Here is a 14,727-nt window from a genome sequence, read left to right as displayed (position 1 = left end):
CGACCCGCGCCATGGCCCTTCCGCTCAACCCACCGCTCGCCGACCTCGCCTCCGACGCCTCCACCGCCTTCCGGGAGGCCTTTGGCTCCGAGCCGACCCTCCATGCCGCCGCACCCGGACGCGTGAACCTGATCGGGGAGCACATCGACTACTGCGACGGCTTCGTGATGCCCTTCGCCATCGAGCGCTACATCGTCTTCGCCGCCCGCGCCAACGGCACCCCCGAGGCCCACATCGGCTCCACCGGGCAGGACCTGGTCACCCTGGATCTTTCCAAGCGCAAGGAGCCCGGCATCCCGAAGTGGGCCAACTACATCCGCGGCGTGATCCGCGGGTTCCAGGATCGAGGGCACCACATCCCGGGCTTCGACGCCTGGATCGTTTCGTCGGTTCCGCTCGGGGCCGGTCTTTCCTCCTCCGCCGCTCTCGAATGTGCTGCCGCCACCTTGCTGGAGGGCCTGCTCGATACGGTCATGGAGACCAAGGAAAAGGCCCTGCTCGCGCAAAAGGCCGAGCACGACTTCGCCGGCGTACCGTGCGGGATCATGGACCAGTTCGCCTCCGCCTTCGGCCAGGCCAACCGGCTGGTGCTCATCGACTGCCAGAGCGGCGAGCCCGAGCTGGTGCCGTTTGAAAACCCGGACCTCACCGTCCTGATCGCCAACACCATGGTCCACCACGAGCTTTCCGACGGGGGCTACGCGGCCCGCCGCAAAAACACCGAGGACGGCCTCGCCATCCTCGGCAAGCCGTCGTGGCGTGACGTCGAAATGTCCGACGTCGAGGCCAAGTGGGACGAACTCGGCGAACCCGTCAACCGCCGCGCCCGCCATGTCGTGAGCGAAATCGCGCGCACGATCGGCGCCGCAAAGTCGCTGAAGCAAAACGACTTCGAAGCCCTCGGCCCGCTCATGGCCGCCAGCCATGACTCGCTGCGGGACGACTTCGAGGTCTCCTGCAAGGAACTCGACATCATGGTCGAGATCGCCCGCTCGATCGGCCGCTCCGGCGGCGTGATCGGCGCCCGCATGACCGGTGGCGGCTTCGGTGGCTCCACGGTCACCTTGTGCGAGTCCGGCCGGGCCTCCGAGATCGCGGAAACCATGGCCGCCGAGTATGAGAAGGCCACCGGCATCAAGCCCGAGATCTTCGCCTCGCGGCCCTCGCGCGGCGCGCATCTTTTTTGAGGCTCGGCCTCACTCGTCTTCCAGCAGCTCCTGTCGCTCCGCGGCCACCAGCTGGGCGTGGACCAGCGCGGCCACCAGGGCCACGCCGCCGATCGTGTTGCCGATCAAAGTCGGCAGCACGAAGCCGGTCAGGGCTTTCATCAGACCCACGCCGCCGCCGGCGACCAGGTAGAAGGCCTCCACCCCGCCGGCGATGATGTGGGGAAAGTGGCCGAGGCCGATGAGGTAGCTGATGATGATGATCACCCACACCCGGGCCGACTCGGCGAAGGGCAGCAGCCAGATCATCAAGGCGATCAGCCAGCCGGCGAAAATCCCGCGTAGCAGCGTGGTGCCGAAACCGTGCTCCAGCGTGGTGCGGGAGATCTCCACGCAGGCGTCTCGGATTTCCTGGTCCACCACGTGGGTGCGCGCCACCACCACCGCGAAAATCGCCCCGCCCAGCAGGTTGGTGACCAGGACCACGCCCCACAGCCTCAGCACGTTCCACAGCACCTCGCACTTCTTGGTGTTGAGCAGCGGCAGGATGGGCGTGAGCGTGTTTTCCGTGAACAACTGCTGCCGGCCGAGAATCACGATCAGGAAGCCGACCGTGTAGCCCAGCGGCGTGAGCAGCGGCTCCCAGCCGGACCCGGGAATGGCGTGCCGGAGAAAAGCCTGGGCCAGCATCGAGAAGCCCATCGACAGCCCCGCCGCGAGGCCCGACCAGGCAAGGCCGAGGCTTTTGCGCTGCAGCTCGTGCTTCGCCTCGCGATAGATCGCCTGGTAGACCACCTTGCCGGGAGGCGACGTCCGCTCCTGGATCTCTTGGGCTTCGTGTTCTTCTTCCTTGCGGGGATCGACGCTCATTCGGGCAGGGGCGGAATTCGGCTCCTCCGACTATCCCCGCTCCTCCGCCGGCCGCAAGCGATGCTTGGGCGCACCGCGCATGCCCCCCCCTTTCGGATAGGAAACGTATCATTGACCTTGTCAGCCTCCGGACGCAACGCGATGGATGGCGGCCATCGACCATGAAGACCCTCATGCTTACGGCCCTTTTCGGCTCCACCCTCGCTTCCCAGGCCGCGCCGGATTGGGAAAACCAGCACGTTTTCCGCATCAACAAGGAAGAGCCCCGCGCGATCTCCATGCCGTTCCCCACCGCCGAGGGCGCGGTTTCGAAAAAACGGCTGGAGTCCCCGTGGTGCCGGGTGCTCAACGGCGACTGGAAGTTCCACTGGGTGGGAAATCCGGACCAGCGACCCGCCGATTTCTTCAAGCCGGACTTCGACAGCTCTTCATGGAAAACCATCCCCGTCCCCTCCAACGTGGAGCTGCAGGGCTACGGCATCCCGATCTACACCAACGCCACCTACCCGTTCAAAAGCAACCCGCCCCACGTGATGGGCGAGCCGCCGCGGGACTGGAACACCTCCAAGGACCGCAACCCCGTCTCCTCCTACCTCAAAACCTTCACGCTGCCGGGGGAATGGAAGGGCCGCCACACCTTCATCACCTTCAACGGCGTCGATTCCGCCTTCTACCTGTGGATCAACGGCGAAAAGGTCGGCTACTCGCAGGACTCCCGCACCCCGGCCGAATTCGACATCACAAAATACCTCCACGACGGGGAAAACACGGTCGCGGTCGAGGTCTACCGCTATTCCGACGGCTCCTACCTGGAGGATCAGGACATGTGGCGGCTGTCGGGGATTTTCCGCGATGTCTACCTGCACTCGTCCGCGCCACTCCAGCTGCGGGACTTTTTCGCCCGCGGCGGGCTGGATGATTCCTACCAGAAGGGCGTCCTCACCCTCGAAACCGAAGTGCGCCAGCTCGATGGCAAGGATGCCGGCTGGTCGGTGCAGGCCGTGATCAGCGAGCTCGGCGGCGGCCGGGAAATCATCAACTCCACCCTCAGCGGCAAGGCGGGCGAGCGCGCCTCGCTCAAGCTCGACGGGCTGGACATCAAGCCATGGTCGGCGGAAAGCCCGGTGCTCTACCAGCTCCTCCTCACCGTGAAGGACGGCGACGGCCAGCCGGTCGATTATTTCGGCACGAAGATCGGCTTCTCCCGCAGCGAGGTGCAGAACGGCCAGCTTCTCGTCAACGGCCAGCCGGTGATGATCAAGGGCGTCAACCGCCACGACCACGACCCGGACACCGGTCACTACCTCAGCGAGGAGCGGATGCGCGAGGACATCCTCCTCGCCAAGCGGAACAACATCAACGCCATCCGCACCAGCCACTATCCCAACGATCCGCGCTTCCTCGAACTGTGCGACGAATACGGCCTCTACGTCACCTCCGAGGCGAACATTGAAAGCCATGGCATGGGCTACGGGCCGGAGTCGCTGGCCAAGGACCCGTCCTGGCAGGAGGCCCACATCGACCGCGTCCGCAACATGGTCGAAGCCTTCAAGAATCACCCCTCGGTCATCGTCTGGTCGCTCGGCAACGAGGCGGGCGACGGCGTCAACTTCGAAGCCGCCTCGAAGTGGGTGAAGGAGCACGAATCCTCCCGCCCGGTCCACTACGAGCAGGGTGGCCGCAAGGCGCACGTCGATTTCTACTCGCCGATGTACGCCACCCATCGTGGGTGCGAAAACTATGCCCGCGACGAGGAAAAGAAGCCGCTCGAACAGCAGCGGCCGCTGATCCAGTGCGAGTACTCGCACGCCATGGGCAACTCGACCGGGGGCCTGGGCGAGTACTGGGACCTCTTCGAAAACGAACGACTTCTCCAAGGCGGCTATATCTGGGATTTCATCGACCAGGGGCTGCGGGCGAAAAAGCCGGCTCCCGCGATCTTTACCGACACCTCATCCCACGGCCACCCGGTCGTTTTCGCAGGCAAGGCGGAAGCCGGCCGCGGCAGGGTCGAGGGCTATGCCACGGTGGCCGACCACGCCTCGCTGCGCCCCGGCGGAGCCTTCACACTGGTGGCGGAAGTCACTCCGGACACCAATTCCGGCCATAACGATATCCTCTCCAAGGGTGACCATTCGTGGGCCCTCAAGATCGGCCGGAACGGTCAGCTCGAGTTCTTCATTTTCGACTCCACCTGGCAAGCGGTCAGCGCCCCCCTGCCCCGGGGCTGGGAAGGCCAGCGGCACACGGTCGCCGGCATCTTCGATGGCGGCCACCTCCGCCTCGTGATCGATGGCGAGCAGGTCGCCAGCCGGCCGTTCATGGGCAAGGTGCGCTACGACGGCCAACCGGTCGGCATCGGCTTCAACAGCGAAGAAACGAGCCGCCTTTTCCACGGCGACATCCACCGCGTGCGCATCGGCGGCGAGGCCCTCGACCCCGCCGACCTGCAGGGGGGCGAGGCCCTGCTCGACATCGACCTGACCAGATTCTCCCAAGCTCCCGGCGAACGGGAGTTTTTCGCCTACGGCGGCGACTTCGGCGACATGCCGAACGACGGCAACTTCTGCTGCAACGGCATCGTCACGTCCGACCGCAAGCCGACCCCGCAGCTTCCCGAAGTGAAGAAGTGCTATGCGGACATCGACCTTGATCTCGTCGGCCCCGGGCTGGTGCGCATCACCAACAAGCGCTTCTTCACCGACCTCAGCGACCTTGCGATGACCTGGGGGGTCCTGGTCGAGGGCGAAGGCTCGCTTGACCGGACCGCCGAGCTGCCGTCGGTCGCGCCGCGGTCTTCGGCGGTGGTGAAACTCGACCTCTCCGGGATTTCCATTTCCCCCGGCAAGGAAACGGTGCTGGCCGTGGACCTCAAACTGAAGACCGACACACCCTGGGCCGGTGCCGGGCATCGCCTCGCCTGGAGCCGCTTCGTGCTGTCCCCCGGCGGGCTCACGGCGCTGCCTCCCGCCGCCAAGGAAGCCCCCGAAGTGACGGAAGGCGACGCTTCGATCACCGTGACAGGCGAGGATTTCAGCATCGAATTCAGCAGCGTGAACGGTGCCGTCGTCCAGATCACGCAGGCTGGCGCGCCCCTCCTTGAGGCGCCGCTCACCCTGAACTTCTGGCGCGCGCCGACCGACAACGACAACGGCACCGACAACAATCCGTCCCACGCTTACCAGCGCGTCTGCGCCGTGTGGAAGGAAGCGGGCCCGAACGCCACCGTCCGCTCCCACTACGTGGAAAAAACGACCGACGCCGTGGAACTCCACTTCGCCCTCGGCATTCCGGCGGGCGATACCGAAGGCAAGCTGGTCTACCGGGTGGATGGCGAGGGTCGATTGACCGTCGATGCCACCATCCGCCCGCGCGCGAAGCAGGGTGAGCCCCTCGGCCGCATCCCCCGCATCGGCATGCAGTGCCGCCTCGCCAAGTCGATCGACACGCTCTCGTGGTACGGCCTCGGCCCGCACGAGACCATGAGCGACCGTCATCGCGGTGGCGAAATCGGGGCCTGGACCGTTAAGACCGACCAATCCTGGTTCCCCTACGTCGAGCCGCAGGAGACCGGCAATCGCACCGGCGTGCGCCACGGCAAGGTGACCGATGCCGCCGGCAAGGGACTCGCCTTCACGGCTCTTGGCGGGACGCTCGATGCCAGCCTCTGGCCCTTCGCCATGAGCGACCTCGAGGACTTCGCCCACCCCTGCGACATCCCCGAGCGGGACTTCGTGACGCTCAACCTCGACCACGCCCAGCAGGGTGCCGGCGGCGAGAACTCCTGGGGCGCGCTGCCGCTGCCGCAGCACATCCTCTGGCCGAACGGTGAGTATCACTGGCGCTTCGTGCTCGAGGCCGCGAAGTGAGCCAAGGCGGGCTTGATTCCACCCGGGCCCCGCCGGTCCGGGTTTCTTTTTGCCCGCGATGCCTGCTTTCCGCTTCACTCGCGGCCGTGCGTCACCTGCTCCTCCTTTTCGGCATCCTGCTGCTCGCTTCCTGCTTCGAGGTGCGGGAGGAAGTCTGGGTCCACCGCGATGGCTCCGGCCGGCTCCAGATCGACCTCACCGTCCCCGCCCGCGCGGTTTCGCTCGCTGGCGGTGGAACGGAACTGCGCGCATCGCTGGACTCGTGGTTCGCCTCGAATCCCCAGGTCGTCCTGGAAAGCCTGACCGTTCACCCGCCCACGGACGGCGGAGACCAGACGCTGACCTTGACCGCCACCGCGCCATCGCTGCGGGATCTGGCGACCTTGTCGGAGCATCCGTCCTCGGAGGCCCCGGTGCCGGGTATGGAAAAACTCGCGGGAGATTTCGATGTCCGGGTTTCCGCCATGGGAATCGACTTCCACCGTCAGCTCGACCTGAGCGATGCGCTTGGCTTGGCCAAGTTCGCCATCACGCCAAGCGAGCGGCGGGAGCGGAAGCTCGACTACATCGTCCATCTGCCGACCGCTTCGAGGTCGAACAACGCCGACCAAGTCCTCGACGGCGGCCGGACGCTGATCTGGCATCGAACGCTCGGCCAGGCGCTTGCAGCGCCGGTCGAGATGCGTTTCCAGGCCCCTCTCCCCTTCCCCGTGCTTCCGATCGCGGCCGGCGGACTGGTGACCCTCGGACTCGCCGCCTTTTTCGCCATCCGGCGGCTGCGGCGGGGCCGGTCCTAGTCCGCCGCGGAGACATCCGGCGGCGTCTCTTCCTCCATCCTCCGGATCGCCCTGAGCGTGGCTTTGCCTCCGCTGTGCAGGAAAAGAAGCGCTCCGGGAATCGCCCATACCAGGGTGAAAAGAAAGCCCACCAGCGACGCCGCCACCGCCACATCGGGCGCCATGCCGGTCAGGTCCTCCATCAGCACCTGCAGCGATTTCTCGCGCACCCCGAGGCCCGCCACCGAGAGAGGCAGGGCACTCACCATGTCCACCACCGGCATGGCGGTCAGGATCGGCCCGGGATCGACCTCCGACCCCGCCACCCGCGCCCCGCACCAGAAGGTGGCGTAGTAAATGGGCAGCATCATCGCCGCGACCAGCAGCGCCACCAGGCCATGCCGCCACTTTTTACGATACACGTCGTAGATCAGCGGCAGCTGCCGCAGGAAGGCGATCTTCCAATGCCGGCCACGGGCGTGGATGCGATCGTGGATCGGCGGGTAGGAGGCGATGAACATCCCGAACACCATCACCAGCCCGCCGGTGAAGAACATCCACGAGAAACGCAGGATGCCGCGCGTTTCCACGCTCTGGCTGGCCAGCGCGTCGAAGCGTCCGGCGGTCAGCGCGAAGAAGACCAGCGACATCGCCACCAGCCCGACGAGGTGATCGAACAGCACCGTCATGGTGACCGCCAGCTTGCGTTCCGGATGGTCGCGGATGAGCAGGAAGATCCGCGCGGCATCGCCGCCGATGCCACCGACGGCCGCGAGGTTGAACAGGTTGCCGATGAGGGTCAGCTCGATCGCCCGCAGGAGGGAAATCCGGATGTTCTGAGCGCGCAGCAGGAGCCACAGCCGGGTCGCGGTCAGCACCGCGGTCAGGCCCGCCAGCAACACGCCGGGGACGGCCCATCGCCAGGCCAGCTCGCCGGGCTTGGTGAAGATGGAGCTGCTCCAGTCCACCCCCTTGAGCGCCCAGCTCAGGCAGGCTCCGGTGAGTGCCAGCTTCAGCAGGAAAAACAGGGCCTTCTTCATCGCCTCGATCCTGCCCGCGGCGGAAGGGCCCCGCTCACTGCGCCTCGATGGCCAGGGCGATGGTCTCGACGCTCTGCAGCACCGATTTCGCCTTTTCGGCGTCGCCGACTTTCAAGCCGAAGTGCTTTTCGATCGCGACCACCAGCTGGAGGGCATCGACCGAGTCCAGCCCCAGCCCCTCGGCGCCGAAAATCGGCGTCTCGTTCTCGATCTCCGAGGGCTCGAAATCCAGCATCAGCTCGTCGACCATCACCTCCTTGATCCGGGTCCTCAGTTCCTCGCCTTGAGCCATGTTTCCAAGAATCAGTGTGTTGCGTCAGAAGATGCCGCCATCGATCTTCAGGGCGGAACCTGTGACGTAGCCCGCATCCTGACAAGCGAGAAAGGCGACTGCAGCCGCCACTTCCGCCGGCTGGCCGAAGCGGCGCATGGGGATGCCCCGTTTGGCCTGTTTGGCCGCCTCCTCGTCCATCGGGGCGAGGGCCTCGGTCTCGATGTAGCCCGGGAGCACGGCGTTGACCGTGATGCCGGCCCGCGCCACCTCCTTGGCCAGCGTTTGCGTCAGCGCCACCACGCCGGCCTTGGCCGCGGCGTAGTTGGTCTGTCCGAGCGGCGGCAGGATGGCGCTCAGCGAGGCGATGTTGACGATCCGCCCGAAACGCTGGCGCATCATGGTCGGGATCACCGCGCGGCAACCGAAAAACACCGAGTCGAGGTTCGAGGAGACCACCGAGTGCCATGCGTCGTCGTCCATCGTGGCCAGCAGCGCGTCGCGGTGCATGCCCGCATTGTTCACCAGCACGTCGAGACGACCGTGAGCTTCGGTCATCGTGGAAACGGCGGCTTCCCAGGCCTCGCGGGAGGTCACTTCCAGATCAACCAGCCGGCAGCGCCCATCGAATTCGTCCGCCAGAGCGGTCGCGGCCCCGCGGTTCGAGCGGACTCCCAGCCAGACCTGGGCGTCGTCCTGCTTTTCCAGAAAATACCGCCCGATCCCGAGTCCGAGCCCGCCATTTCCTCCGGTGATCAGAATGCTTCGCACGCCCCATCCTCGCCACCCACCCCCGGATGGCAAGCCCGCCACCGGCAGTTTGAGGCCCGCCACCGGCTGCCTGTTGTTCCCCCTTTAGGGGGTTGCGGATGGCGGCATCCGGACCGGCATGGCTCTGGCAGCGCAACCCCCTGAAGGGGGAACTACATGCGTGGCGTATCGAGCGCTCAAGGCGATGACAGCGTCACTTCCGCCGACGCCAGGCCCTCGGCACTCACCTGCACCATGATCTCTCCTTCACCGGTCGCCCGGACCATGCCGAGGCAGCGGCCTTGGAACGCGCGCCGATGATCCGCCACGAACGACTCGTGGCTGACAATCGAGCCATTGTCCACGGCGATGAGCTTCCCCAGCCCGGAGACGTCGAAGTGAATCTCGTTCTTCGCCGTCGGAACCACGTGGCCTTCGGCATCGGTCACCTCGACCTCCACGTGGCCGACGGACTCGAAGTCCCGCCCGAGGCTCACCCGATCGCCGCGCGCCACCAGTCTCGCCGGCTCGCCGGCGGTCGTGAGCTGGTCGCTGGCCACCTCCTTGCCCGCGATCCTCGCCACTGCCTTGAGAGCTCCTTTTTCAAACGAAACCTCCCAGTTCAGCGCGATGTCGTCCTTCACCTTCTTCGTCCCCAGCGAGCGGCCGTTGAGGAAAAGCTCGACCTCGTCCGCCTCGGCGTAGACCTCCACACGCTGCGGGCCCTCGGTTTCCGGGTTCCAGTCGGGAAACAGCACCTGGCGGCGTTTCCACTCGATCACCTCGTAGCCCGGGTCCGGCGGGGTCGCCTCGGTCGCGCCGACACGGCGAAACAGCTTCACCATCGGCTCGTCGCTCCACCAGCTGCGGCGCTCCCAGCCGCGCGGCTGGATCCAGCCGGTGCGGTCGAGCAGGCCGGAATTGTAGGTCGTGACCGGCCAGTCGCGCGATTCACCGAGGTAGTCGATCCCCGTCCACAAGAACTGCCCGGCGTGCTGCGGGTGATCGCGGCACTCGAACCAGGTGCTGCGCTCGTGGCCCTGCTCGGTGCCGACGATCTTTCGCCCCCGCTTGTCCTTCCACGCCTGCAACAACTCGGCGTCGCGATAGTTGGTGCCAATCACGTCCAGCATGTCGGCCAGGCCGTTGTCGTAATCCTGGGTGACGTTCGGCCGGAAAAGCGCCTGCGTCACCGGCCGGGTCGGATCGTTCTCGTGGCACACGCGCACCAGCCCGCTGAGCCACCGGCCGCGGCGTCCTTTTCAAAACTGCCCGCGATGCTCCAATCGTGCGGCGTGTCGACCCGGCTCCACGTGCTGTCGTCAAAGCCCGCCGCCTCCGCGCCTGCGACATTTCCTTGGAAAAACCGCCAGCCCCGGTCGAGCGACTCGACATCGCGGGCACCGGCCCAGCCGGCCAGCGCGATCATCCACAACCCTTTCATCCCAAAGATTCGATCCGGGATCGATGCCCGTGGCAACCCCCTCAATGGGGGATGACGTGACGGTGCGACGCATTTCCCTCTTGGCAGTTTTGCGCCCGCTCCCGGAGGCTGCGGCATGTTCATCGTCCTTGAAGGCATCGACGGCACCGGCAAGTCCACCCAGGTCCAGCTGCTGGCCGACTGGTTCGTCCAACAAGGCCGCGAGGTCGTGACCAGCCGCGAGCCGACCGACGGCCCCTGGGGCAAGCGCCTCCGCGAATCCGCCGCCACCGGACGGGCCACGGCGGAGGAGGAACTCGAGCTTTTCCTGCGCGATCGCCGGCAGCACGTGGAAGAGCTCATCTCCCCCTCCCTCGCCGCCGGCAAGGTGATGATCCTCGACCGCTACTACTTCTCCACCATGGCCTATCAGGGCTCGCGAGGCCTCGATATTGACGAGATCCGGCGGAAAAACGAAGCCTTCGCCCCGCTTCCCGACCACCTTTTCATCCTCGATCTCGACGTCGATCTCGCCCTTCAGCGCATCGGCGGCCGCGGCGACACCGCCAACGAGTTTGAAAAGCGCGGCGCCCTCCAGAAGTGCCGGGAGATCTTCCTTTCCCTGAGGACCGAGCCCTTCGCCCAGCTCATCGACGCCAGCGTGCCGATGGAAAACGTTCACGAGCAGATCAAGTCAGCCTTGGCGGAGCGCCGATGAGGCGATGCCGATTTCATCATCGGCGCTCCATCATTTCACATACACCTCGCGCGCCTTGGCGCCGTCGCCGGGGCCGACGATGCCGCGCTGCTCGAGGATGTCCACCATGCGGGCCGCGCGGGTGTAGCCGAGGCGCAGACGCCGCTGCAGCAGGCTGGTGCTGCACTTCTGCTCCTGGCGGACGACGTCGATGCACTTGATGATCATCTCCTCATCCGCGTCGGACACCTCCTCCTCGCCATCGCCGTTGGCGGCGTTTTCGATGGATTGCTGGATGTCTTCCTCGAAGTTCGGCTCGGCCTGCCCGGAGCAGTGCTTGACCAGACGCTCGACTTCCTCATCGGAAACGAAGGCTCCTTGGGCGCGCTCGAGTTTCGCCGATCCCGGCGGCAGGTAGAGCATGTCGCCCTTGCCGACGAGCTTCTCGGCGCCCTTGGTGTCGAGGATGACGCGTGAGTCGAGCTGCGACGAAACCTGGAAGGCCACGCGACACGGGATGTTGGCCTTGATGATGCCCGTCACCACGTCCGCCCGCGGCGTCTGGGTGGCGATGATCAGGTGGATGCCCGCCGCCCGCGCCTTCTGGGCGATGCGGGCGATGTTCATCTCCACCTCGGCCGGCGCGGTCTGCATCAGGTCGGCCAGCTCATCGACGATGACCACGATGTAGGGATAGCGGTCGGGAATTTCGTCGTCCTCCGGAATCAGCTCGTCCTCATCCGCCTCGGGCCCCAGCTCGCCGCTTTCCAAGGCCGCGGCGATCGATTCGATCTCCTCCTGATCGACCTCCTCGTCCTCCCACGGAGCAGCTTCCTCCGGCTCGGGCGCGGCGGGCTTTTCCTCGCGCACCCGGCTGTTGAAGCCATCGAAGTTCCGCACGCCGCACTTCGCGAACACGCGGTAGCGCTTCTCCATTTCATTCACCACCCACTTGAGCGCCGCGACGACCTTCTTCGGATCGGTCACCACCGGCACCACCAGGTGCGGCAGTTTGTTGTAGAGCTGCATCTCGACCACCTTCGGATCGACCATGATGAAGCGCAGCTCGTCGGGGCCGAACTTGAACAGCATCGAGGCGATGATCGAGTTGATGCACACCGACTTGCCCGATCCGGTCGCGCCGGCGACGAGCAGGTGCGGCATGGCGGCGAGGTCTCCGATGACCGTCTTGCCATAGACGTCCTTGCCAAGCGCCAGCGGGATCTTCTTTTTCGCCGAGCGGAATTCCTGGTCCTGGAGGAGCTCGCGCAGCGGCACCGCGACCTTGTCGGAGTTCGCCAGCTCGATGCCGACCGTGTCCTTGCCCGGGATCGGTGCCAGGATGTTGATCCGCTCCGCCTTGGTGGCGCGGGCGATGTCCGCCTCCAGCTGGGAAATCCGGGAAACGCGGAGCCCGACGCTCGGGTAGATCTCGTAGCGGGTGATGGTCGGCCCGCGGGTGATGTCGCCCGGGGTGGTCTCGATGCCGAAGGAACGCAGCGTTTCGACGATGGTCCTCTGCACCGCCAGCAGTTCGTCGCGGTTGGCCTCGGTGGCGTCCTCGACCTCCTCGACCGCGTCCAACAGGTCGAAGCCCGGCAGATCGTAGTCCTCGAAGCCGGCGGTCGGCAGCGAGGCGTGACCCCTTCTGCGCTCGAAGGGTTTGTCGCCCGGCTTCGGCGGCTCGACCCGGCGCTGGGACGCATCGATGATCTGCGGCGCCGGCGTTTCGCGCAGCGGCAGCTCAGCCTGCGGCGCCTCCCCGACCTTCGGCGCGGGCGTGGCTTTCTTCCGCTCCTCGCGCCGTTTTTCCTTCTCCCGCTCGCGTTCGAATTTGAGCCGCGCTTCCTTGTCGCCGCGCTCCTTGCGCTCGGAAATCATCTCCGACACCTTGCCCACGCCCTCCGCCGACAAGGCGGCGGTGCCCTTGATGAAGCGCAGCGGCCGCTGGCCGACCACCAGGATCAGCGCGAACAGGTAAGCCACGGCCGCGATGATCACGGTGCCGGTTTTCCCCACGATCGGGCGCATCAGCTGGTCCGAAATCAGCCGCCCGAAAACCCCGCCAGCTCCCGGGGCATCCCCCGGATCCGCCCAGCCGGCGTGCAGGAACACCGCCCCGCTCAGGAGCATCACCACGAAGCCGATCCCCGTGCGCGGCCACAGCCGGCCATTGAAGACCAGCTTGATCACGCCGAACCAGATCAGCGCCACGGGCAGCAGGAAGCCGGCCTTGCCGAAAAGAAACGCATGCGCCAGCCCGATGACGGTGCCCAGCGGTCCGATGAAATTTCCCCGCGGCTTTTGCGCCTCCGCGTGGGGCGCCAGGCTCTCGCCCATGCCCCACACCGGCAGATCCTTGTGGGAAAACGAAACCACGGCCAGGAACAGCACCAGCCCCAGGCCGATCAAGCCGATGCCGATCAGTTCGTTCGACCACTTCGGGGCCTCCGCGGCCTGGCCTCGTTTTCGATTGTCCTTCTTCGCCATCAGGGGTGCGCGGCCCGCAGCATCCCCCGCCGGCCCGCCCCTCGCAAGATTGTTTTCCGGGACTGGAAAATCAGGGAATCTTAGCCAATTGCCCGAATTTCGCCTTCCGCCGCCCGCGGCTCCGCGCCACCGTCGCGGCCATGGATCCGATCACCTTCAAGCCACTTTACATGCAACGCGTCTGGGGCGGCCGGATGCTGGAGACCGCTTATTTCCGCAACCTCCCCGACGACGCCCCCTACGGCGAGGCTTGGGAAATCGTCGATCGCGAAAAGGAACAATCGGTGGTGCGCGGCGGACCGCTCGCCGGAAGCACGCTGCACGAACTCTGGACGACCCGGCGCGAGGAGATCTTCGGCGAGGGCCTGCCGGATTCCCCCCGCTTTCCCCTGCTGATCAAGGTGCTGGATGCCCGCGACGACCTCTCGATCCAGGTCCACCCGCCGGCCGACCTCGCCCCCTCGCTCGGTGGTGAGCCGAAGACGGAGATGTGGTACATCGCCCAGGCCGATCCGGGTGCCAAGCTCTACGTCGGATTGAAAAACGGCGTCACCCGCGAGGACTTCGACCAAGCGCTGGCCGATGGCACCGTGGCCGAGGTCGTTCACGCCATCGAGCCGAAGACCGGCGACTCCATCTTCATCCCATCCGGCCGGCTGCATGCGATCGGCGCGGGTTTCCTGATCCACGAGATCCAGCAGAACTCCGACACCACCTACCGGGTGTTCGACTGGAACCGGGTCGGGCTCGACGGCAAGCCCCGCGACCTGCACGTGGAGGAATCGCTGAAGAGCATCGATTTCGACGACTTCGAGCCCGGCATGGACACGCCGGACGGCACCGTGATCGCGAGCTGCGAGCATTTCCGGGTGGAAAAGATCGTGCTCGCGCCCGCCGAAACGGCCGGCAACTTCGACGAGGACCGCTTTTCGATCTTCTCCGTGGCCGAGGGCCAGGTGACCTCGCACGACGGCCGGATTTTCAAAAAGGGTGCCTTTGTTCTGATGCCTCGCGGCCCCGGCAAGCTGACCGCCAACGGCCGCGCGACGCTCCTGCGGACCACCCTCCCGTAGAGCGGGGCGGCGGGCATCGACCGCCGGGCAGGGTCCTCGCAGCCCGACCGCCGCGCGGCTGGGTTCGTGTCCCTCCCGGCGGGATTTAGAGAGACTCGTCGCGGGGACTCGAAGAAGCGTCGGCTGCGCCGTGCGCTTCCAGACTTGCTGGGAAGCGGGGCGGCGGGCATCGACCGCCGGGCTGGGCCCTCGCAGCTCGACCGCCGCGCGGCTGGGTTCGCGTCCCTCCCGGCGGGATTCAGAGAGACTCGTCGCGGGGACTCGAAGAAGCACTTCCCCACTCGCCGGCTCCACCTTCCTGC

Annotated in this window: 12 protein-coding genes; 5 read left to right on the top strand and 7 right to left on the bottom strand. The window is 66.2% G+C overall.

Annotated elements, in window-relative coordinates:
• The first annotated feature begins 11 nt into the window (after positions 1–11).
• Positions 12–1,187, top strand: coding sequence for a galactokinase (gene galK, locus ABXH26_RS00890; protein ID WP_353565133.1), 1,176 nt, complete (start codon positions 12–14; stop codon positions 1,185–1,187).
• Between the two features lie 9 nt (positions 1,188–1,196).
• Here galK and ABXH26_RS00885 read toward each other — a convergent pair whose 3' ends face one another.
• The gene (locus ABXH26_RS00885; protein ID WP_353565132.1) at positions 1,197–2,036 is read right to left on the bottom strand and encodes a formate/nitrite transporter family protein; all 840 of its coding nucleotides are present in this window, start codon (positions 2,034–2,036) and stop codon (positions 1,197–1,199) included.
• Positions 2,037–2,197: 161 nt separating this feature from the next.
• On the opposite strand from ABXH26_RS00885, the gene ABXH26_RS00880 reads away from it, so the two are divergent.
• Positions 2,198–5,905 (top strand): glycoside hydrolase family 2 TIM barrel-domain containing protein, encoded by a 3,708-nt coding sequence (locus ABXH26_RS00880; RefSeq protein WP_353565131.1) that lies wholly within the window; start codon positions 2,198–2,200, stop codon positions 5,903–5,905.
• Between the two features lie 86 nt (positions 5,906–5,991).
• A complete protein-coding gene (locus tag ABXH26_RS00875) occupies positions 5,992–6,702 on the top strand; it encodes a hypothetical protein (protein WP_353565130.1) in 711 nt (236 codons plus the stop codon).
• Here the strand turns inward: ABXH26_RS00875 and ABXH26_RS00870 are convergent.
• From ABXH26_RS00870 to ABXH26_RS00850, 5 genes are all read right to left on the bottom strand, one after another.
• The gene (locus ABXH26_RS00870; RefSeq protein WP_353565129.1) at positions 6,699–7,721 is read right to left on the bottom strand and encodes a lysylphosphatidylglycerol synthase transmembrane domain-containing protein; all 1,023 of its coding nucleotides are present in this window, start codon (positions 7,719–7,721) and stop codon (positions 6,699–6,701) included. The two genes, ABXH26_RS00875 and ABXH26_RS00870, sit on opposite strands and share 4 nt — an antisense overlap.
• A 34-nt stretch (positions 7,722–7,755) precedes the next feature.
• Positions 7,756–8,013, bottom strand: coding sequence for a phosphopantetheine-binding protein (locus ABXH26_RS00865; protein WP_353565128.1), 258 nt, complete (start codon positions 8,011–8,013; stop codon positions 7,756–7,758).
• 24 nt (positions 8,014–8,037) lie between these two features.
• Entirely contained in the window at positions 8,038–8,763 is a 726-nt protein-coding gene (locus tag ABXH26_RS00860) for an SDR family oxidoreductase (RefSeq protein ID WP_353565127.1), read from the bottom strand.
• A gap of 176 nt (positions 8,764–8,939) precedes the next feature.
• Complete coding sequence (locus ABXH26_RS00855; protein ID WP_353565126.1) at positions 8,940–9,971, bottom strand: DUF4982 domain-containing protein; 1,032 nt, start codon at positions 9,969–9,971, stop codon at positions 8,940–8,942.
• Complete coding sequence (locus tag ABXH26_RS00850) at positions 9,932–10,186, bottom strand: hypothetical protein (RefSeq protein WP_353565125.1); 255 nt, start codon at positions 10,184–10,186, stop codon at positions 9,932–9,934. The genes ABXH26_RS00855 and ABXH26_RS00850 overlap by 40 nt, the downstream gene beginning before the upstream one ends.
• Positions 10,187–10,301: 115 nt before the next feature.
• Between ABXH26_RS00850 and tmk the strand changes: the two genes are divergently transcribed.
• Positions 10,302–10,883 carry a dTMP kinase gene (gene tmk, locus ABXH26_RS00845; RefSeq protein ID WP_353565124.1) on the top strand — a complete coding sequence of 194 codons (582 nt, stop codon included), beginning with the start codon at positions 10,302–10,304 and terminating at the stop codon, positions 10,881–10,883.
• A 30-nt stretch (positions 10,884–10,913) separates the two neighbouring features.
• Here the strand turns inward: tmk and ABXH26_RS00840 are convergent, their stop codons facing one another.
• Positions 10,914–13,352 (bottom strand): FtsK/SpoIIIE family DNA translocase, encoded by a 2,439-nt coding sequence (locus ABXH26_RS00840; protein ID WP_353565123.1) that lies wholly within the window; start codon positions 13,350–13,352, stop codon positions 10,914–10,916.
• Between the two features lie 140 nt (positions 13,353–13,492).
• Between ABXH26_RS00840 and ABXH26_RS00835 the strand changes: the two genes are divergently transcribed.
• Complete coding sequence (locus tag ABXH26_RS00835) at positions 13,493–14,425, top strand: type I phosphomannose isomerase catalytic subunit (protein ID WP_353565122.1); 933 nt, start codon at positions 13,493–13,495, stop codon at positions 14,423–14,425.
• Positions 14,426–14,727 lie beyond the last annotated feature (302 nt).

It is taken from the genome of Haloferula sargassicola (assembly GCF_040362925.1).
Lineage (GTDB): Bacteria > Verrucomicrobiota > Verrucomicrobiia > Verrucomicrobiales > Akkermansiaceae > Haloferula > Haloferula sargassicola.
The sequence above is the reverse complement of the archived record's forward strand: the minus strand, read 5'-3'. Positions and strand labels throughout refer to the sequence as shown.

What these genes read in the sequence shown, in the direction of transcription:
- ABXH26_RS00885 (WP_353565132.1), bottom strand. Translation starts at nt 2,036, where the DNA reads ATGAGCGTCGATCCCCGCAAGGAAGAAGAACACGAAGCCCAAGAGATC.
- tmk (WP_353565124.1), top strand. Translation starts at nt 10,302, where the DNA reads ATGTTCATCGTCCTTGAAGGCATCGACGGCACCGGCAAGTCCACCCAG.
- galK (WP_353565133.1), top strand. Translation starts at nt 12, where the DNA reads ATGGCCCTTCCGCTCAACCCACCGCTCGCCGACCTCGCCTCCGACGCC.
- ABXH26_RS00850 (WP_353565125.1), bottom strand. Translation starts at nt 10,186, where the DNA reads ATGAAAGGGTTGTGGATGATCGCGCTGGCCGGCTGGGCCGGTGCCCGC.
- ABXH26_RS00840 (WP_353565123.1), bottom strand. Translation starts at nt 13,352, where the DNA reads ATGGCGAAGAAGGACAATCGAAAACGAGGCCAGGCCGCGGAGGCCCCG.
- ABXH26_RS00870 (WP_353565129.1), bottom strand. Translation starts at nt 7,721, where the DNA reads ATGAAGAAGGCCCTGTTTTTCCTGCTGAAGCTGGCACTCACCGGAGCC.
- ABXH26_RS00865 (WP_353565128.1), bottom strand. Translation starts at nt 8,013, where the DNA reads ATGGCTCAAGGCGAGGAACTGAGGACCCGGATCAAGGAGGTGATGGTC.
- ABXH26_RS00835 (WP_353565122.1), top strand. Translation starts at nt 13,493, where the DNA reads ATGGATCCGATCACCTTCAAGCCACTTTACATGCAACGCGTCTGGGGC.
- ABXH26_RS00880 (WP_353565131.1), top strand. Translation starts at nt 2,198, where the DNA reads ATGAAGACCCTCATGCTTACGGCCCTTTTCGGCTCCACCCTCGCTTCC.